The 18,309-nt window shown below is 65.3% G+C and carries 20 protein-coding genes; 8 read left to right on the top strand and 12 right to left on the bottom strand.

The window, feature by feature from the left end; translation table 11 throughout:
• Positions 1-175 precede the first annotated feature (175 nt).
• On the bottom strand, positions 176-544 hold the full coding sequence (locus tag ISP20_RS12150; RefSeq protein WP_204636360.1) for a PilZ domain-containing protein: 369 nt from the start codon (positions 542-544) through the stop codon (positions 176-178).
• A 96-nt stretch (positions 545-640) separates the two neighbouring features.
• Positions 641-1,816: a DNA polymerase IV gene (locus ISP20_RS12145; RefSeq protein ID WP_204636359.1), complete on the bottom strand. Its 1,176-nt coding sequence runs from the start codon at positions 1,814-1,816 to the stop codon at positions 641-643.
• 474 nt (positions 1,817-2,290) lie between these two features.
• On the opposite strand from ISP20_RS12145, the gene ISP20_RS12140 reads away from it, so the two are divergent.
• The 4 genes from ISP20_RS12140 to arsC are packed head-to-tail and all read left to right on the top strand — an operon-like array spanning position 2,291 to position 6,004.
• Positions 2,291-3,202 (top strand): segregation and condensation protein A, encoded by a 912-nt coding sequence (locus ISP20_RS12140; RefSeq protein WP_425490820.1) that lies wholly within the window; start codon positions 2,291-2,293, stop codon positions 3,200-3,202.
• A 50-nt stretch (positions 3,203-3,252) separates the two neighbouring features.
• Positions 3,253-4,131 carry an SMC-Scp complex subunit ScpB gene (gene scpB / locus ISP20_RS12135; RefSeq protein ID WP_204636358.1) on the top strand — a complete coding sequence of 293 codons (879 nt, stop codon included), beginning with the start codon at positions 3,253-3,255 and terminating at the stop codon, positions 4,129-4,131.
• Positions 4,128-5,645, top strand: a complete 1,518-nt coding sequence (locus tag ISP20_RS21730; RefSeq protein WP_204636357.1) for a pseudouridine synthase — start codon at positions 4,128-4,130, stop codon at positions 5,643-5,645. Before scpB ends, ISP20_RS21730 begins: the two co-directional genes overlap by 4 nt.
• Before the next feature lie 11 nt (positions 5,646-5,656).
• Positions 5,657-6,004, top strand: coding sequence for an arsenate reductase (glutaredoxin) (arsC, locus tag ISP20_RS12125; RefSeq protein WP_204636356.1), 348 nt, complete (start codon positions 5,657-5,659; stop codon positions 6,002-6,004).
• Positions 6,005-6,040: 36 nt separating this feature from the next.
• On the opposite strand, the gene ISP20_RS12120 is transcribed toward arsC, so the two are convergent.
• Together ISP20_RS12120 and ISP20_RS12115 are read right to left on the bottom strand one after the other, a co-directional pair.
• Positions 6,041-6,256, bottom strand: coding sequence for a helix-turn-helix domain-containing protein (locus tag ISP20_RS12120; RefSeq protein WP_204636355.1), 216 nt, complete (start codon positions 6,254-6,256; stop codon positions 6,041-6,043).
• A 7-nt stretch (positions 6,257-6,263) separates the two neighbouring features.
• Positions 6,264-6,755, bottom strand: a complete 492-nt coding sequence (locus ISP20_RS12115; RefSeq protein WP_204636354.1) for a DUF2975 domain-containing protein — start codon at positions 6,753-6,755, stop codon at positions 6,264-6,266.
• A 74-nt stretch (positions 6,756-6,829) separates the two neighbouring features.
• Here ISP20_RS12115 and ISP20_RS12110 point away from each other — a divergent pair, with 74 nt between their 5' ends.
• Positions 6,830-8,161: a retropepsin-like aspartic protease family protein gene (locus ISP20_RS12110; protein ID WP_204636353.1), complete on the top strand. Its 1,332-nt coding sequence runs from the start codon at positions 6,830-6,832 to the stop codon at positions 8,159-8,161.
• A 6-nt stretch (positions 8,162-8,167) separates the two neighbouring features.
• Here the strand turns inward: ISP20_RS12110 and ISP20_RS12105 are convergent, their stop codons facing one another.
• The 3 genes from ISP20_RS12105 to ISP20_RS12095 are packed head-to-tail and all read right to left on the bottom strand — an operon-like array spanning position 8,168 to position 11,118.
• On the bottom strand, positions 8,168-8,971 hold the full coding sequence (locus ISP20_RS12105; RefSeq protein ID WP_204636352.1) for an amidohydrolase: 804 nt from the start codon (positions 8,969-8,971) through the stop codon (positions 8,168-8,170).
• Complete coding sequence (locus tag ISP20_RS12100; RefSeq protein WP_204636351.1) at positions 8,959-10,104, bottom strand: pyridoxal phosphate-dependent aminotransferase; 1,146 nt, start codon at positions 10,102-10,104, stop codon at positions 8,959-8,961. Before ISP20_RS12100 ends, ISP20_RS12105 begins: the two co-directional genes overlap by 13 nt.
• 60 nt (positions 10,105-10,164) lie before the next feature.
• Positions 10,165-11,118 (bottom strand): LysR substrate-binding domain-containing protein, encoded by a 954-nt coding sequence (locus tag ISP20_RS12095; RefSeq protein WP_204636350.1) that lies wholly within the window; start codon positions 11,116-11,118, stop codon positions 10,165-10,167.
• A 114-nt stretch (positions 11,119-11,232) separates the two neighbouring features.
• On the opposite strand from ISP20_RS12095, the gene ISP20_RS12090 reads away from it, so the two are divergent.
• Positions 11,233-11,817, top strand: coding sequence for an FMN-dependent NADH-azoreductase (locus ISP20_RS12090; RefSeq protein WP_204636349.1), 585 nt, complete (start codon positions 11,233-11,235; stop codon positions 11,815-11,817).
• 39 nt (positions 11,818-11,856) lie between these two features.
• Here ISP20_RS12090 and ISP20_RS12085 read toward each other — a convergent pair whose 3' ends face one another.
• Entirely contained in the window at positions 11,857-13,533 is a 1,677-nt protein-coding gene (locus ISP20_RS12085) for an amidohydrolase (RefSeq protein WP_204636348.1), read from the bottom strand.
• Between the two features lie 114 nt (positions 13,534-13,647).
• Positions 13,648-13,884: a hypothetical protein gene (locus ISP20_RS12080; protein ID WP_204636347.1), complete on the bottom strand. Its 237-nt coding sequence runs from the start codon at positions 13,882-13,884 to the stop codon at positions 13,648-13,650.
• A 172-nt stretch (positions 13,885-14,056) separates the two neighbouring features.
• On the opposite strand from ISP20_RS12080, the gene ISP20_RS12075 reads away from it, so the two are divergent.
• Both ISP20_RS12075 and ligD read left to right on the top strand, forming a co-directional pair.
• A complete protein-coding gene (locus ISP20_RS12075) occupies positions 14,057-14,452 on the top strand; it encodes a hypothetical protein (protein ID WP_204636346.1) in 396 nt (131 codons plus the stop codon).
• A 26-nt stretch (positions 14,453-14,478) separates the two neighbouring features.
• A complete protein-coding gene (ligD, locus tag ISP20_RS12070) occupies positions 14,479-15,381 on the top strand; it encodes a non-homologous end-joining DNA ligase (protein WP_204636345.1) in 903 nt (300 codons plus the stop codon).
• A 3-nt stretch (positions 15,382-15,384) separates the two neighbouring features.
• Here the strand turns inward: ligD and ISP20_RS12065 are convergent, their stop codons facing one another.
• The 3 genes from ISP20_RS12065 to ISP20_RS12055 form a co-directional block, all read right to left on the bottom strand.
• Positions 15,385-15,780 (bottom strand): response regulator, encoded by a 396-nt coding sequence (locus tag ISP20_RS12065; RefSeq protein WP_204636344.1) that lies wholly within the window; start codon positions 15,778-15,780, stop codon positions 15,385-15,387.
• Between the two features lie 156 nt (positions 15,781-15,936).
• A complete protein-coding gene (locus ISP20_RS12060; RefSeq protein WP_204636343.1) occupies positions 15,937-16,587 on the bottom strand; it encodes a response regulator in 651 nt (216 codons plus the stop codon).
• Positions 16,548-18,098 carry a sensor histidine kinase gene (locus ISP20_RS12055; protein WP_239535748.1) on the bottom strand — a complete coding sequence of 517 codons (1,551 nt, stop codon included), beginning with the start codon at positions 18,096-18,098 and terminating at the stop codon, positions 16,548-16,550. The genes ISP20_RS12060 and ISP20_RS12055 overlap by 40 nt, the downstream gene beginning before the upstream one ends.
• Positions 18,099-18,309 lie beyond the last annotated feature (211 nt).

The raw sequence follows: 18,309 nt of genomic DNA, 5'->3' as shown, positions 1-18,309 counted from the left end.
CCTTTTACCGGGGCTACTGGATGACCAGCTTCGCTGTTGTAAAGCGCTTCCGGCCTGCGCCGGAATGACGATCAAAAAGCGAAACCCTTCCTACTCGTCATTCCGGGCGCAGGCCGGAATCCAGTAGCGATGCAAACGGTTGTCGCCGTATCGCCGATGCGCTTTTTGAAGCCCCTCAATCCTTCCACATCTCCAGAATATCCGCGTACCCGCCCAGCAAGTTCCACAGTGGCACCTGCTTGTCTTCCGGAATGCGCGTATACGCAAAACCCAGGTGCCGGTCGGAAATGCGCGCCACCTGGGCTTCCAGATGGATGTGCAGGTCGTGGCCGAAGATCATGTCCAGGATCCAGCTCTGGCCCTGTTCGCCATTCCAGCCCAGCGGGCGGCGCAGCAGCACGCCGGTGGCGGAAATATCCTCCAGTTCGGTGGGATGCGACTCGTCGCCCCGGCTCATCAGCACGGTCGTCTCGATGCGCATGCGCGCCGGACGCAGCTGCTCCGGGTCGGAACCGTTTCTGGCATTGTCTTCCGGTCTGCTCATCCTGCTCTTTCTCCCCGCATCAGACGCCTGCGCGCCGACGGCTTCATCCTGAAGAACGCATCCTCATCGTTCGATGTGGAGCGTCTCCGTTCAACTTCAATCCTGCTGCCGCGTCTTCAGGACGCCGCCGCGGACCAAACTCCCCGAACCAAACCGCGAATTGATACTGTCCTGCACCTGATCGGTCACTCGACGCTCGGCCGAGCTGTCGAACAGGTCTTGCTGCCGTTCTGCCGCGAATCCCGACAGGCTGACGCCCAATAAGCGCAAGCGCGGTCGTTGTTGCGACTTCCACCAGGCGTTAAGCAAGCCTCGTGCCAGCTCATAAAGGTCGATGGCGGAGGCGCTGGGCGCCCGCAGCTGGGCCTGCCGGGTGTGCGTGACGAAGGGCGGCTCGCGCAGCTTCACGGTGACCGTGCGCCCTTGCAGGCCGCGTTGCCTCGCCCTCGCGGCGATGCGCTCGCAATGACGCAGCAGCCAGGCCTCGGCCAGGGCGAGTTCGGTGATGTCCACGTCGTAGGTGTGCTCTGCGCCGATGGACTGTTCGGCCTGGGCCGGTTCCACCCGGCGGTCGTCCTCACCACGCGCCAGCGCCTGCAACGCGGCCACCTGACGCCCTAGCGCACTCGCCAGACGCGCCGTGTCACTTGCTGCCAATTCGCCCATGGTGCGGATGCCCAGCCGGTGCAAGGCCTGCTCGGTCACCTTGCCCACCGTCCACAAGCGCCCGACCGGCAGCGGCGCCAGCTCCTGCGCCGCCCGCTCAGCCTCGATGCGATGGAAGCCGTTCGGCTTGGACAGCTCGCTCGCCAGCTTCGCCAGCAGCTTGTTCGGGCCCATGCCCACCGAGGCATGCAACTGGGTGCGCTCCCAGATGGCGTCCTTGATGCGCCGCCCGATGGTCTCGATCGAGCCGAGCAGGCGCAGGCTGCCGGTGACGTCGAGGAAGGCCTCGTCCAGCGAGAGCCCTTCGACCAGCGGCGTCACCTCATGGAACACTTCGAACACGCGCTCGGAGACTTCCTCATAGCGCGCGTGATCGGGGCGCAGATACACGCCATCAGGACATAGGCGCCGCGCCTGGGCCGTGGGCATGGCCGAATGGACGCCGAACCGCCGCGCTTCGTAGCTGCAGGTGGAGACCACCCCGCGCGGCCCCAGGCCGCCCACGATCAGCGGCAGGCCGCGCAGCTCGGGACGGTCGCGCTGCTCCACGGACGCGTAGAAGGCGTCCATGTCGACATGGATGATGAAACGTTGGTCGGGCAGCATGTCCCTGTATTTTGCCGGTACGGGCGCATCGGGTGTACTGGACTTGCCCGCTTCCAACGGCTAATCTTGGTCTCGCTTGGGTTATAAGGGTGAGCGCACGATCGGTGAGATCGACCGCTACGGCACCCGTCCCGATGCACTCAGCCTACCGATTGAGAAGCCAGTGACGCAGGTTTCGTCACGTTGTGGCTCGCGTCCCATGTCATGTGGCCCCCACATGTCGGAGACGCTCAAAGGTGGCTCACGGCCAGCCTGATCGAAACGCCAGACGCGCGATTTCATCATGCATGCCCGCGAGGGTGACGCCATGCGCACCGGCTAGGCATCGCGCAAGTGAAGTTTCAAAAAAGGATCGCGCCTGCGGGCCACGGTCTGAGCGGGGACATTCGTCAAGCGAGTGCCGGTGGGATCAACGTTTCCTAACCTGATTGAACGCAGAGCAAGCCGTCTTGAACGGCCCAACGACATGCATTGATGAGCACTGAGCCAGTCGAGCCTCAGGCGGTCGCCGCACCGCAAGACGCGTTTGCGTCGGTACCTCAACAGCAGGAAATGCCGCTGGCCATCGTGCGCGGCGAACCGATGTTGCAGATGCCGCAGGACCTGTACATCCCGCCGGATGCGCTCGAGGTGATCCTCGAGGCCTTCGAAGGGCCGCTCGACCTTTTGCTGTACCTGATCCGCCGGCAAAACCTGGACATTCTCGACATCCCTGTCGCCGAGATCACCCGGCAGTACATGGATTACATCGAGATGATGCGCGATGTGATGCGCCTGGAGCTGGCCGCCGAATACCTGCTGATGGCAGCCATCCTCGCCGAGATCAAATCGCGCCTGCTGTTGCCCCGGCCACCCGCCGAGGAAGGCGTGGAAGAAGATCCCCGCGCCGAGCTGGTCCGCCGCCTGCAGGAGTACGAACGCTTCAAGCGGGCCGCGGAAGATATCGACGCCCTGCCCCGCATGGAGCGGGACATGGCGCCGGCCCACGCGGACGTGGGCGAGCGCAACGTGATCAAGCTGCCGCCGCCGCTCGACCTCAAGGAGATGCTGCTGGCGCTGAAGGACGTGATGCGTCGTGCCGAGTTGTTCGGTCACCACGCGATCAAGCGCGAGGCACTGAGCGTGCGACAGCGCATGGGCGAACTGCTCGGCCGCCTGACCGACCAGACGTTCCAGCGCTTCGAAACGCTGTTCGATGTCACCGAAGGCCGACTGGGCGTGGTGGTCACCTTCCTGGCCATGCTGGAGCTGGCCAAGGAAATGCTGGTGGAGATCGTGCAGGAAGAACCGCTGGCACCGATTTACGTAAGGGCAAGGGCAGGAAGCGCGGAAGAAACCGCCGCCGAACGCTATGCCGATGACGAGCCGGCCACCGCGGCCGAATAAGCCGCGCAGCCCGCCCCATTCACCGCAGCATCCGCATCCGATCCGAGGCCATGCAGATCGAGCAACTCAAACCCATCATCGAGGCGGCTTTGCTGGCATCCACCCAGCCGATGACCGTGCCTCAACTGCTGGAACTGTTCGGCGAAGAGGACGAAGTCGGCCGCGACGAGATCGCCAAGACCCTCGAAGCGCTGGCCGACGACTGCGCCGAGCGCGGCGTCGAACTGCACGAGGTCGCCTCGGGCTTCCGTTACCAGGTGAAGCAGAACGTCCATCCGTGGATCTCGCGCCTGTGGACCGAACGCCCCAGCCGTTACTCGCGCGCCCTGCTGGAAACATTGGCGCTGATCGCCTACCGCCAGCCGATCACCCGTCCCGAGATCGAACAGATCCGTGGCGTGGTGGTGTCCTCCAACATCATCAAGACGATGGAAGAGCGCGAATGGATCCGCGTGGTCGGTTACCGCGACGTACCCGGCAAGCCCGCGCTGTTCGGCACCACCCGCGCCTTCCTCGACTACTTCAATCTGAAGTCGCTGGATGAGCTGCCGCCGCTGTCGGAAATCCGCGACATGGAAGATCCGCAGATGAGCATCGCGCCGGAGCCGCTGCCCGCCCGCGTGGTGCGCGACCTGCCGATCGATCCGGACGAAGAAAACGAAACCCTGGTGGTGGCCGGCGAAGAAGACGCCGACGCCATCACCGAACCCGCCGAGCTTGACGCTCCGGCGCAGAACGAAGAAAGCCAGGCCGCCGACGCTGTCGACGAACCCGGCCACGAAACGCCCGAGGCGATGCACGTCGCCTCCTCCGAACCCGGCGATGCACCCCACGCCGAGACTCACGTTGACACTGCCGACGAGGCAGCGACCCACGCGGACGCCGATGACGGCGACGCCACGCAAGATACCGAGGAGTACCGCGCATGACTGCGCCACAGAAATCCGTTTTGACCCTCAAGCGCACCGCGCGCGACGAAACCGCACCGGCCATCGAGGAGCGCCTGCACAAGGTGCTCGCCAACGCCGGGCTCGGCTCGCGCCGCATGCTCGAGCAGCGTATCCAGGCCGGTGAGGTCGAACTCAACGGCACCGCCGCCACCATCGGCGCCAGCGTGCATGCGGGCGACCGCGTCGTGCTCGACGGCAAGCAGTTCGTGGTCGCGACCGACAACCGCGACGAAACCGAAGTGCTGGTCTATCACAAGCCCGAAGGCGTCGTGACCACCCGCGAAGATCCCGAAGGCCGTCCCACCGTGTTCGAACAGCTGCCGCGCCTGAAGGGTGCGCGCTGGGTCGCCGTGGGCCGCCTGGACATCAACACCACCGGCCTGCTGCTGCTCACCACCGATGGCGAACTCGCCAACGCGCTGATGCATCCCAAGAGCGGCCTCGAGCGCGAATACCTGTGCCGCGTGCACGGCGAAGTGCCCGACGAGATGATCGAAAAGCTCAAGGCAGGCGTGGAACTGGAAGACGGCCCGGCCCGCTTCGACGAAATCGCCATCATCAGCCGCGGCGGCAGCCACAGCTGGTTCCGCGTGGTGATCCGCGAAGGCCGCAACCGCGAAGTGCGCCGCCTGTGGGATTCCCAGGGTTTCCTGGTCAGCCGCCTCAAGCGCATCCGCTATGGCAGCGTGGAACTCCCGCGCGCCCTGCGCCGTGGCGATTGCGAATCGCTGGGCGAAGAAGCGGTCAAGGAACTGCGCAAGACCACCGGCCTCGGCTCGCCGCAGCCGGTGCTCACGCTGAGCCCGGTGCTGCATCAGCGCCGCGCGCCGCGCAACGTCACCGAGTACGTTCCCAAGGGCGGCGCCAGCGGTTCGTACAGCGCCGGCTACCAGGATGAAGCGCGCGAACTGCGCGCCTACGATCGCATTCGCGAAGAACCCACCCGCGGCAGGCAGCAGCGTGGCCGTCCGGGTCGCGAAGTGAACGGCAACGTCGCTCGTCCGGAACGCTCGGGCGGCGGCGGTGGCGGTCAGCGCAAGAACCGTCGCGGCGTGGCGCCGGGCCAGGAGCTGCCGTCCGTGCGCACCTGGTTCGCCGGTGAATCGCGCGAAGGCGGCGGCGGTGGTGGCGCGCGCGGTGGTGCGGCGAGCAATCGTCGTCCCGCCGGCGGCAAGCCGTCGTTCGGCAACCGCGCCGGTGGCGCGGAAGGTCGCAGCAGCAGCCCGTACAGCGGCTTTGGCGGCGGCGCCGGCGCCGGTGGCAACCGTGGCGGCAAGCCGGGCGGTCGTCCCGGTGGCCGACCGGGTGGCCAGGGCGGTCCCGGCGCAGGCCAAGGTGGCCAGGGTGGTCGTCCGCAGAGCCGTGGCGGCAACCGTCCGCAAGGTGGCGGTGGCCGTCCGCAAGGCGGTGGCGGTCGTCCCCAGGGCGGCGGCGGTCGTCCGCACGGTGGTGGTGGCGGCAATCGCGGCGGCGGCCGTCAAGGCAATCGCTGAGGCCAGCGTCGATGTCCGTCCGCATCTATCACAACAACCGCTGTTCCAAGTCGCGCTCCACCCTGGCGTTGCTCGAGGAACGCGGCATCGTGTGCGATGTGGTCAATTACCTGGACACGCCGCCCAGTTCGTCCGAGCTGATGCAGTTGCTCGACATGCTTGGCATGACACCGCGCGAACTGATGCGCACCAGCGAGGCCGAGTACAGTGAACTCGGCCTCGACGATCCCGCGCTGGACGACACCACGTTGATCGCGGCGATGGTCAGTCACCCGCGACTGATCGAACGCCCCATCGTGGTGTCCAACGGCAAAGCCGCGATTGGACGTCCACCGGAAGCGGTATTGTCCATTCTTTGAGTGCACGCATCCCCGCTTTGCGCGGGATGCATCGCTCTACTCTTCCTCGTCAGGCACGTAGGCCAGCAAGTCGCCCGGCTGACAGGCGAGGAATTCGCAGATCTTGCTCAGCGTTTCGAAACGCACGCCGCGCACGTGGCCGGATTTGAGCAGGGACAGATTGGATTCGGTAATACCGACGAACTCGGCGAGTTCGCGCGAACGCACCTTGCGCGTCGCCAGCATCACATCGAGTCGGACCACGATCGCCATCAGGACCTCACACGATCGAGCGCTGGTCGTCTTCGAGCCGCGCCGCCTCGTCGAACAGGCGCGCCACGAAGAAGAACACGGCCACCGGCAACAGCGACAACAGATCGTCGCCGCTGAAGGTCAGCTGGACCGAGCCTGCACCCGATTGCGACGCCAGCCAAAGCGTGGCGACCGCGGGCAGCAGCACGCGCAGTACCGCGGCTGCCATCAGCAGCGCGGCAAAGCGGCGGAAGTGCCGGGTAATGGCGCTTGAAAACAGCGCATCGGGCGTGACCCGCCCCAGCATGCGGGCGAGTTCGACCAGCGCCGCACACGTCACCAGCGCAAGCGCCCCTGCGATGCTCGCTGCCCAGGCGCGCGGCAGGCCATCGGTCGAGAGGATGGCGACCACCGTCGCGCCGGGCGCACTGCGATCGGCCCAGATGCCAGCACCGGTGATCACCAGGCAGGACAGCGCGCCCAGCCAGCAGACGATCGCCAGCGCACGCGCGGCGTGCACGATGTGCTGTGCTGTTGCACGGCCATTTCTTTCTGTATTACGATAATTTCTATTCGTCATACGGGTACCTTAGCATGAAACGCAAAGCGGATTGGCTTTACCCCCTCAGCCTCAGCGCCGCCCTCGCGGTAGCCGCCTGGGCCGTCAGCGCCACCCCGACGCCGTTGTCCCATGCCCAGGCCGAGACCGCCGTGGTCGATGCCTCCAGCGGCGAGGTCTTCCAACTGGCCCGCGCACTGCCCCGCATCGACGACCCGGACTTGGCCATGCTCGCCCGTGCCAGATTGGCCGCCGCGCGTTTGGACGCCAACGAGGCGAACCGGCTGGTCGCCCGCTACCTCGCCGCCGGCAAGCGCACGCCCGCGCAACGCGCGCTGGCCTGGCCGATCGCAGCCGACGCCAACTTCGCCCATGGCGACTACCGCAAGGCCGCCGACGCGGCGCATGCCTGGGAAAAGGCGCTGGCCGAACAGCACGCCGCCGCCGACGAACTGGCCGGCGCGCAGCAGATGGCCACCCTGGCCGATCAGCTGGCCGGCGCCACGGCGCAGCAGGTGGACGTCTATACGCCCAAACCCGAAGCGGTGAAGCGCGACAAGGTCGGCCTGCCCCGCTCGCTCGCCGCCATCAACGGCAAGCCGCAGGAAGTGGTGCTCGACACCGGCGCCAATCTCTCCGTCGTTTCGCTGTCCACCGCGCACAAACTCGGCCTGCGCCTGCTCGACGGTGCGGCCAGCGTGGGCAGTGCCAGCCGCCAGGCGGTGGCCTCGCGCATCGGCGTTGCCGATCGCCTGGAATTCGCGGGACTCACCCTGAGCCATGTGGCGTTCCTGGTGCTCGACGACCAGCAACTGAACATGCCGGTGCCCGGCGGCTACCAGATCGACGCCATTCTCGGCTTTCCCGTGCTGCGCCAATTGCAACGGCTGGAGTTCACTGCCAACGGCAAACTGCTGCCATCGCGCAGCGAGACGGCGCAGCCCGGCGAAGGCAACCTGCGCATGGCCGGCAGCGACCTGTATGTGGAAGTGATGCTCAACGACCTGCCGGTGGCCATGCATCTGGACAGCGGCGGCGCTGCCTCGTCGCTCTCTTCGCAGTTTGCGGCGGAACATCCGACGGTGGTGAAGGGCCTGAAATCCAGGCAGGAGCATGTTGCCGGTGCCGGCGGCTCGCGTGCCCGTCAAGCCGCCAGCTGGCCGCAGGTGCGCGTGCGCATCGGCGACCAGCAGACGGTGTTGCCGGCGATCGGCATCTCGCTGAGCGACGCAGGCAACGTGAAGGAACCGAACGTGTTGGGCGGCGACATCCTGCAGTCGTTCGATCACTGGACGATCGATTTTCCGCGCATGCAGTTCGAAGTGGGCCATCCGCTGCCGCGCCCGCTGGCCAAGCCCGCGGGCTGAGCGGCATCAACCCGGATCGAGCGTGAAGCGGTCCGCGTCCATCCAGGCTGGAAAACGCTCACGATGGGCGAGCAACGGCGCCGGATCGATGGTGACGGTGACCACCTGCTCCTGCGGGCCCAGCTCCACCAGCGGCTCGCCGACGGGATCGAGCACCGCACTGTCGCCGGCGTACGGCAGGTCGTTGCCGTCGACGCCCACGCGATTGAGGCCGATCACGTAGCTGAGGTTTTCGATGGCACGCGCACGCAGCAACGTGCGCCACGGCTGGCGGCGCGGCGCCGGCCAGTTCGCCACGAAGATGGCCAGGTCGTAGTCCATGCCGCCCGCTGCTTCTTCAAGGCGACCGTTGCGCAGCCACACCGGGAAACGCAGGTCGTAGCAGACTTGCGGAAGAATGCGCCAGCCCTTGAGTTCGACGATGAGTCGCTCGGTGCCGCCGCCGTAGCGCGTGTGCTCGCCCGCCATGCGGAACAGATGGCGCTTGTCGTATTGCTCGAAGCTGCCGTCCGGGCGAGCCCAGATCAGGCGGTTGTAGACCGTGTCGTTCTCACGAATGGCCAGGCTGCCGCAGAGTACCGCGTCCACTTCCTGCGCGAGCGCGCGCATCCACGCGACACCTTCGCCTTCCATGGTGTCGGCGCTGGCACGCGTGTCATTGCTGAAGCCGGAGAGAAACGTCTCCGGCAAAACGACGAGGTCGCTCTTCCCGGCGACGCGGCGCACCAGCTCGCCGTAGTACTCGCGATTGGCGGGGGCATCGTGCCAGCGCGTGGCACCCTGGATCAGGCTGACCCTCAGAGCTTGCATAGGCGCTCCGCGGCGGCTTCCATGGTGGCATCGCTCTTGGCAAAGCACAGGCGCAGATAGTGCGTGCCCGGTGCCTTGTCGTAGAACGGCGTCAGCGGAATGGCGGCCACGCCCCCTTCCTTCACCATCCACTCGCAGAAGGCCACGTCGTCCTTGTCGCTGATGGCCGAGTAATCGACCAGCTGGAAATAGCCGCCCGGCACGTCGAGCAGCTTGAAGCGCGAGGGCTTGATCAGTTCGCGGAAGCGGTCGCGTTTGACCTGGTAGAACGAAGGCAATTCCAGATAATGCCCGGGCGTGCTCGCCATGAATTCGGCGAACGCCACCTGCGCCGGATGGAAGGTGCAGAACGTGAGGTACTGGTGCACCTTGCGGAATTCCGCCGACAGCGCCTTGGGCGCCACCGCATAACCGAGCTTCCAGCCGGTGCAGTGATAGGTCTTGCCGAACGACGACACCACGAAACTGCGCGCCGCCAGTTCGGCATGGCGCAGCACGCTTTCATGCTGCGCGCCGTCGTACACGATGTGCTCGTACACCTCGTCGGACAACACCACGATCTCGGTATCGCGCACGATCGCGGCCAACTCGTCCAGATCGGCCGCGGACAGCACCGCGCCCGTAGGATTGTGCGGGCTGTTGATCAGGATCATTCGCGTCTTTGGCGTGACTGCATCGCGCACGCGCTGCCAATCGATGCCGAAGCTGGGCGCCTGCAGCGGGATATGCACGGCACGTGCGCCCTGCAGCTCGATGGCCGGCTCATAGCTGTCGTAAGCGGGATCGAACACGATCACTTCGTCGCCCGCGCGCACCACGGCGGCAATGGCGGCGAACAGCGCTTCGGTCGCGCCCGAGGTCACGGTGATCTCGGTGTTGGGATCGAGCTTGTGGCCGTACAGACGCTCGGTCTTCAGCGCGATCTGCTCGCGTAGCGGCTGCAGACCGATGCCCGGCGCGTACTGGTTGCGGCCTTCGGCCATGGCGCGGGTGATCGCGTCGCGCAGCGGCTGGGGCGGTTCGAAGTCCGGAAAGCCCTGGCCGAGGTTCACGGCCTTGTGCTCCACAGCGAGCTGGCTCATGACGGTGAAGATGGTAGTTCCAACTTTGGGAAGCTTGGTTTCGATCTGCATGATCCGGATGTCTGGATGGCTAAACGAGGATGCTAACACGCGACGTATGGCGTGCCAGCGTCAGAGATATTTACCGCACTGCGCGTGCTTCTCGCGTACGGTATCGGGCAGCTTCTCCGCAAGAAAATCCACGAAGGCGCGCACGCCGGGCAACAGGCCGCGGCGGCTGGGGTAGACGAAGTGCATTGTGCCTTGCGGCACGCTCCATTCGGGCAGTACCACTTCCAGCTCGCCACGTTCGATCGCCGGGCCGCAGACGAATTCCGGCAGCAGGGTGATGCCGATGCCTTGCTTGCAGCACTGCAGCAACGTGTTGAAGTCGCCGCAGATCAGGCGCGGGTGGATGTCCACCAGCACGCGTTCGTTGTTGCCATCGAGCAACTCCCAGCTCTGGGCGCCTTCGTGCTCCTGGTTGGTGAGCGCGGGCAATTGGGAGAGATCGGCCAGTTCCTTGGGATGGCCATAGCGCTTGAGCAACTCGGGGCTGGCGACCAGCAGCACGCGCGACTGGCCGAACGTGCGCACGACCAGGGTGGCGTCGGTATCGAGCTTGCTGCGCACGCGGATGGCGATGTCGAAACCCTCGCCGATGACGTCGACGCGGCGGTCGGTGGCGTGCAGCCGCACCTGCATCTTCGGATGCAGCGCGAGGAACTCCGGCAGCATGTGGCCCACCACCGTCTGCACCAGTGACACCGGGCAGCTGACGCGCACCACGCCGCGCGGCTCGGAGCGCACCTCTTCCACCGCCTCCTGCGCCGCCCTCGCCTCTTCCAGTACGGCGCGGCAATGGCCGTAGAAGCGTTCGCCGACCTCGGTGACCACGAAGCGGCGGGTGGTTCGCTGCAGCAGGCGCACGCCCAGGCGCTCTTCCAGTTGCGCGATGCGCTTGCTCAGGCGGGACTTGGGAATCCCCAGGGCGCGGCCCGCGGAGGAAAAACCGCCGTGTTCGACCACCGCGGCGAAGAAATACAAATCGTTGAGATCCTGAAGGGCGCCTTCCAAAACCGCCATCGCCGTTTCCTTATCAGAACAATACGTTCGAATTCCGCCGACTTATCAGCTGATTGTCCGAAGAATACCTTAGTCACGTCGCCGGCGGACCCGGCCCGTCACTGAGGAAATACCATGAAACTGCTGCATCTCGACGCAAGCGCCCTGGGTAGCCACTCCGTCTCGCGTGGCCTTACCGCTGCCATCGTAGGCGAATTCACCCGTAATAACCCGGGTACGGAGGTCATCTACCACGATCTGGTGGCCAATCCCCTGAACCACTGGACTCCGGTGGCCGATGCCAGCGACCCCGTCGCCGTGCAGGGCAGCCAGATGATCGAAGAGTTCCTGGCCGCCGACGTGGTGGTGATCGGTGCCCCGATGTACAACTTCTCGGTGCCCAGCCAGCTGAAGGCCTGGATCGACCGTATCGCCGTCTCCGGCAAGTCGTTCCGCTATACCGCCAACGGTCCGGAAGGCCTGGCCGGCGGCAAGCGGGTGATCATCGCCTCCTCGCGCGGCGGCATCTACAGCGAGGGCAGCGCCGCCCAGCCGATGGACTTCCAGGAGACCTACCTGCGCGCCCTGTTCGGCTTCCTCGGCGTGACGGACCTCGAGTTCGTGCGTGCCGAAGGCGTCAACTTCAGCGAAGACCACAAGGTCGAAGCCCTCAAGTCGGCGCACGCCGCCATCGGCGTGGCCACTCGCAAGGCCGCGTAAGCAACACCACGCTGCACCGTCCCCCGCAGACGCCGCACCTCAGGGTGCGGCGTTTGTCGTTCCGGCGCGATAGACCGCCTTGCCATCCACCCAGGTGCTGAGCGGCTTGAGGTCGGCGATCTGGCGTGGCGGCACGGTGAGCGGGTCGCCGCTGAGCACCACGAAGTCGGCACGCATGCCGGGGCGCAAGGCGCCCACCTGGTCTTCCATGAAGGACGCATAGGCGGCACCGCGCGTGAAACCGGCCAGCGCCTGGATGCGGCTCACGCGCTGGTCCGGCAGCCAGCCGGCCGGCGGTTGTCCGTTGAGATCCTGCCGCGTCACGGCCGCATATAAGCCCAGCATCGGATTGACCTGCTCCACGGGGAAATCCGAACCGAACGCCAGTGGCACCTTCTCCTGGATGAAGCGCTGCCACGCGTAGGCGCCCTTCAAGCGCTCCGCACCGAGCCGCTGCTCGGCCCACGGCATATCGGACGTGGCGTGGGTTGGCTGCATCGATGCGATCAGATGCAAGGAGGCGAAGCGCGGGATGTCGTCCAGCGCCACGATCTGCGCGTGCTCCACGCGCCAGCGATGATCGCTGTCGGCGTGATCGCCCAGCACGGCCTGATAGGTATCGAGCACATGGCGGTTGCCGCGATCGCCGATGGCGTGCGTGGCGACCTGCACGTGGCAGCGATAGGCCTTGTCCACCGCCGTGCGGTAGGCCTCCGGCGAGGTCACGAAGATGCCCTTGTTGCCATGGTCGTCGCTGTAGTCGGCGAGCAATGCCGCGCCGCGGCTGCCCAACGCGCCGTCCATGTAGAGCTTCACCGTGCGCATCTGCAGACGGCCGCTGGCATCCGCCCAGCGACCGCCCTGGTTGCACAGCCACTCGAGCGCCTCATGGTTGCCGTCGGCCATTTCATAGAGGCGCAACGGGATCTCGCCGGCCGCTGCCATCTCCTGCAGCACCTTGAAGTCCTGCAGGCTTACGCCCGGATCGTGCACGCCGGTCAGGCCTGCCGCGACGGCATCCGCGAAAGCAGCCTTGTAGGCATCGCGCGTCTGCTCGTGCGTCAGCGGAGGAATGGCCTGGCCGACCAGGGCCTGGGCGCCATCCACCAGCACGCCGGTCGCGCGCTTGCCGACGCGTTCGATGCGGCCGCCTTCGGGTTGCCAGTCGCCGTCCAGCGATTTCGTGGCGTGCTTCATCGCCGCCGTGTTTGCCCAGGATGCATGGCCGTCCACGCGCTCGAGGTACACGGGCCGGTCGGGAAAGGCCGCATCGAGATCGGCCGCCGAGGGAAAGTGCTTGTCGGCCCAACGGTTCTGATCCCAGCCACGACCGATCAGCCACACCCCGGCCGGCAGTTTTGCCGCGGCGGCCTTGAGGCGGGAAACCACTTCCGCGCGGGATGCACTGCCGACCAGGTCCACCTGGATGTGGGTCATGCCCAATCCCAGCATGTGCCCGTGGGCATCGATCAAGCCGGGGATGACGGTGGCGCCTTTGGCGTCTTCGATGGTGCTGCCGGGAAATTGCTTCTGCAGGTCAGCGGTATCGCCGACGGCAAGTAGGCGTCCATCGTCCTTCCAGGCCAGCGCAGTGGCTTCCGGACGTGAGGGATCCATCGTGTGGATATGGGCGTTGACCAGCAGCGTGGTCGCCTGAAGCGGCAGTGCGGCAAGTGCGAGCAGAACGATCGAAGAACAGCGAAGCGGCAGTCGCATGAGGGAATTCCGGGCGGAAGGATCAGGCGACTTTGCCCAGCCCGGCTTCGGCACACAAGCGGCCCTGCAGCATGGATGTACCCAGGGCGCCCCTACGCCCCGTGTACAAAGGACTTACGCGGCCTGTTCCAGCACCGCCGCCGGACGCGCGTACTGCGCCAGGCGAATGGAGGTGTCGGTGCCTGGCATCTCCACGCACACCGAACGACCGGAACGCAGGTGTTCGTCGCGCGCCACTTCGCGGGCAAGCTTGATGGCACTGCCAAGCCGCAGATCACTGAACAAGGAAGAACCGAGCCGGCATACGGACCACGAACCGTCCGCAGACTGCTTGAGTGAATAGGTGACCATGGATGCAACCCTGTGGGGGAAAAAGAGGTTCCTGCCACTAGCTGATCGTGTACGCCTCCGGCGCGACGATCTGTCCGTTACGGACTAAGAGAGCATGCCGTTGTTACAAGAATCGTCCTATCGGGACGACGCCTGAAAATGTGTAGGAATGTGACTACGACAATTGGGATAGATGCGCCTCTGCATCTGTTTCACCAGAGATACACATGCGCTTGTTGTCCATGAACGCCGCGGCACGCCGATGGCCTTGCTGGCGGAATTCACATCGATCTATCACCCGTCGTTAACTGTCACGTCGTCAATTTCGGAGACCCGATCATGGAGTCTTCCGATGACGGATGGCACGCAAGAATTTCACCCGCCGTTGCATCCCGCGTTCGATGAACTGCTGCAGCTTTATCGCATGCTCGAACTGGAAAACGAGCTGTTGCGCGGACAGCTCCGCAGGCATCCGGTCGGTGAGCTGCAGATCCGCGAAACGGAGCGCAAGATGATGGAACTGCGCGGCAACACGCCGCTGGCCATGCCGGAGCACCTGACGGCGTTGATGGCTCCGCGGCCGGACTAGACCGCAACCACGGCATGAGAGCGTCCATGGCGACCAACGAACTCAACGGTGTAGTGGTGACGCATCCCAAGCGCGTCGTGTTTCCCGATGACGACATCACCAAGCAGGACGTTGCCGACTACTACGATGCGGTGATGGATGCGTTCCTGCCGGGCGTCCAGGGACGGCCGACGTCGGTATTCCGCTTCCCGGAAGGACTCGCCGAGACGGGTTTCTTCCAGAAGCACCCGATGCGCGGACTGCGCCGCGTGGGCCACGTCCGGCTGCGCGAGGAAAGCGGCTCGCTGGACGACTACCTTTGCCCCGGCGACGCGGCCTCGGTGATCGAACTGGTTCAGTACGGCACCATCGAATTCCATCCTTGGGCGTCGCGAGCCGATGCGCTGGAACAACCCGACTACCTCGTGTTCGATCTCGATCCGGGCCCGGGCGTGGCGTGGCGCGAGGTGATCGAGGCGGCGCGCTGGCTGCGCGATCGACTGTCCAAGGTGGCGCTCAAGAGCTTCGTGCGCACCACCGGCGGCAAGGGCCTGCATGTGCTGGTGCCGCTGCGTTCCGCTTGCCGCTGGGAAGATGCCAGCGGCTTCAGCAGCGCCTTTGCCCATCAGCTGGCCAGCGAACGTTCCGACGGCTTCACGGCGACATCGGTGATGAGCGAACGCAAGGGACGCATCTTCATCGACTACCTGCGCAATACCCGCGGCGCCACCAGCGTGGCCTCGCTGTCCTTGCGCGCACGCGCCGGCGCACCCGTCGCCATGCCCTTGCGCTGGCAGGACCTGGGGCGATGCGCGAGCGGACATGCTTTCGACATCCGCAGTGCCAGGCAGCGGCTTGCGCGACTGCGCAGCGATCCGTGGGAGGGTTTTGCGGTCATGCGGCAAAGCCTCGAGCAGGCGATGCGTTCGTACGGCGCGTCCAGTGAATGACGCTCAGCGTCCCAGCAACGCATCGAGGCGGCCCAGCGCCGGCGACAGGAAATAGCGGCCTTCCAGCACCTGCCGCAGCGCCTCGACCAGTTCGTCGCCGGCCGAGGCTTTCAACACATAGCCCTTGCCGAGCGACAAGGCGGCCTTCGCCAACATCGCATCGTCGTACATGGTGATGAACACCACCGGCAACCCGGGACGATCGGCAAGCAGCTCGCGGGCCGCCTGCAGGCCGTCCATGCGCGGCATGCTGATATCGGTCACGACCACGTCCGGATGCAGGCGGCGCACCGCTTTCACCAGGGCCTCGCCGTGGCCTACCACCGCCAGCACGTCGAATTCCTCGCCCAGCAGTTCGCGCAGTTGCTCGGCGACCGGCACGTGATCCTCAGCCAACACCAGACTGGCTCGCTTCGGGCGTGTTTCCGGCGCGTGACCGTGCATTGAACGAGCATCGTCCAATGCCAATTGTTCCGCCACCGAAAGAGAACGACCCTCCGCTAAGTAAATCTACCCATCCGCACGGTCAGCTCTGACTGCGAGCGCGGCATGGCATCAGAACAGCAGTCCGAGATCCTGTGCGCGACGCACCAGCTCCAGCGTGGAATGCACGCCCAACACCTGCATCATGGTGTACTTGTGCGCTTCCACCGTGCGCACCGACAAGCCCAGTTGCAGGGCGATCTGCTTGGAGCGCAGACCCTCGCCGACCAGGCGTAGCACCTGCAGCTGCTTGGAGGTGAGGTTGCGCATGTCGGTCATCTGGCCGCCGATGTAACGCGCACCAAGTGCCGGCGTGACATAGGTGGCGCCTGCCATGACCTGCAGCGCCGCGTTGCGCAGGTCTTCTCCCGCCGAATTCTTCAGGATGTAACCCCGCGCGCCGGCACGCAGCGCGGCAACTGCCAGCGCCGGTTCCATATGCATGGTGAGGAATACGAAACGCGTGTCGAAACCGGCCTGCCGCAATCGCTTGAGCGCATCCATGCCGTTGCAGCGCGGCATGTTGATGTCCGCCACGACCAGGTCCGGCTGCAACCTCTGCACCGCGTCGACCAGTGCATCGCCGTCGGCCACGATGTCCAGCAGGTCGAAATCGTCGTCGAGAATATGTTGGACGCCCTCCGCCACCATGCGGTGATCGTCGGCAATGATGAGCTTGGGCTTTACGCTGGCCCGAGGGCTTCTAGCGGAATTCGTATGCATAGCTCAGTCCCTTTTCCCAGAGTTGATTGCAGGCGACAACTGCCACCGAGCAGTTTCGTGCGTTCGTCGATGCTCATGAGTCCCAGCCCTCGACGGCCCTCTCCTTCCGTGACAAATCCCTTGCCGTTGTCCGTAATGGTGAGTTGAACCTGGTGATGCGCCATCTGCAGCGCCACCTCGATGCGTTGCGCATCCGCATGTCGAAGCGCATTGCCCAGGCCCTCCTGGGTCACGCGATACAGGCAAAGCGCCACGTCTTCCGGAAGATCCTTGGCGTGCGGCGAGACCAGCAACTCGATGCTTGGACCGCCTCGCCGGCGCAGGTTCTGGCACATGCCCGCCAGGGCGGCGGTGAGGCCGGTCTGGGTAAGCATGCTGGGATGCAGATCGTGCGACAGATGGCGCACGTCTTCCGACAAGGCGATCAGATCGCTCTGCAGCTGGCTCACGTCCTGCTTGTTGCAGTCGTCCACCTTGCGCCGTAATGCGCTGAGCCGGATCGATGCCACCGCGAGGCGCTGGTTGATATCGTCGTGCAGGTCGCGTGCGATGCGTGCACGCTCCTCCTCCTGGGCAACGATCAACCGGCCCGCCAGCTCGCGCACTTCGGTGCTGGTGACCATCAGGTCGCGTTGCGTGGTCCTGCGCTGCTCGACCAGCGCCGCCAGGTAGAGCGAGGCGATGGACACGGCCAGCATCCACAGCTGCACGCTGATGGTGGTGAACTCCGATTCCGGCTGCACGAACGGACCTTGATGCGAGAGGCTCAGCTCGATCGCCATCAGGCCGACCACCAGATTCACCACGCAGGCGCCGACGACTTGCGCGCGCAAGGCCACGAACAAGGCCAGCGGCACCGGCGCCAGCAACAGCAGCGGACGTATCGTGGCGATCCCGCCCAGTTCGCGCCAGGCGAGCCAGAGCAGCACGAGTGCCGCCACGGTGATGAGCGGCATGTTCCACCCGGGCAACGTGTCGCGCCGCAGCGACGAACCCGGATTGAGCAGGCTCAGGATGGCCGGCGTCAGCAAGACATAGCCAAGCGAATCGGCCAGCCCCACGTGCCACCATTCCCTGGACAGCCAGGAAGGCAATTCGACCAGCGAAGACATGGCCGATATGACAACGCCTGTCGCTATCGGCAAGGCCACCACGGCGACCACGAGGAAGAGCAGCAACTGGAGGAAATTGCCGGTCGCCTGCTCCCTGCGCAGGTGGCTGAGCGTCCACGCGGCAAGCGTGATGAGCAGGGCGACGGCCAGATTGATGGTGGCGATGCCTTTGGCGGGCAACCCCATCAACAGGGACAGCGACAGCATGCCGAGTATCCAGCCGACGCCGTAAGCCATCCAATACTTGTAGGGAGAACAAAGTAGCAGCGCCAACAACAATGGCCCCGACAACCAGATCACCTGAAAATCGAGCGCGTGATCCCACAAGGCCAACGACAACCACTGCGCAGCCATCGCAGCCAGGCCCGCGCCTATGCCACGCGTCAGATGCTGAGGCAAGGCACCGATAGGTGCTTTGCCAGCGATGATCCCCTCTGCTCCGTGCATCCTTTCGCCCTGCTGCAATCAACAGCTGCGGCCCCTCGAGTGACTCGCCGGACTATCGAAGCCACCCTGCATTTGCCCACGATGCCCGTCATTGCCCCGTGATGGTTTAGGTAGTTCTACGATGCGCGGCTCCCGGAGGTCTTCCTGCACTGCAAGTCCGCCG

The organism is Dyella kyungheensis (assembly GCF_016905005.1).
Classification (GTDB): Bacteria; Pseudomonadota; Gammaproteobacteria; order Xanthomonadales; family Rhodanobacteraceae; genus Dyella; species Dyella kyungheensis.
Note: the sequence above shows the minus strand (reverse complement) of the source record. Positions and strands in the feature narration are given on the sequence as shown.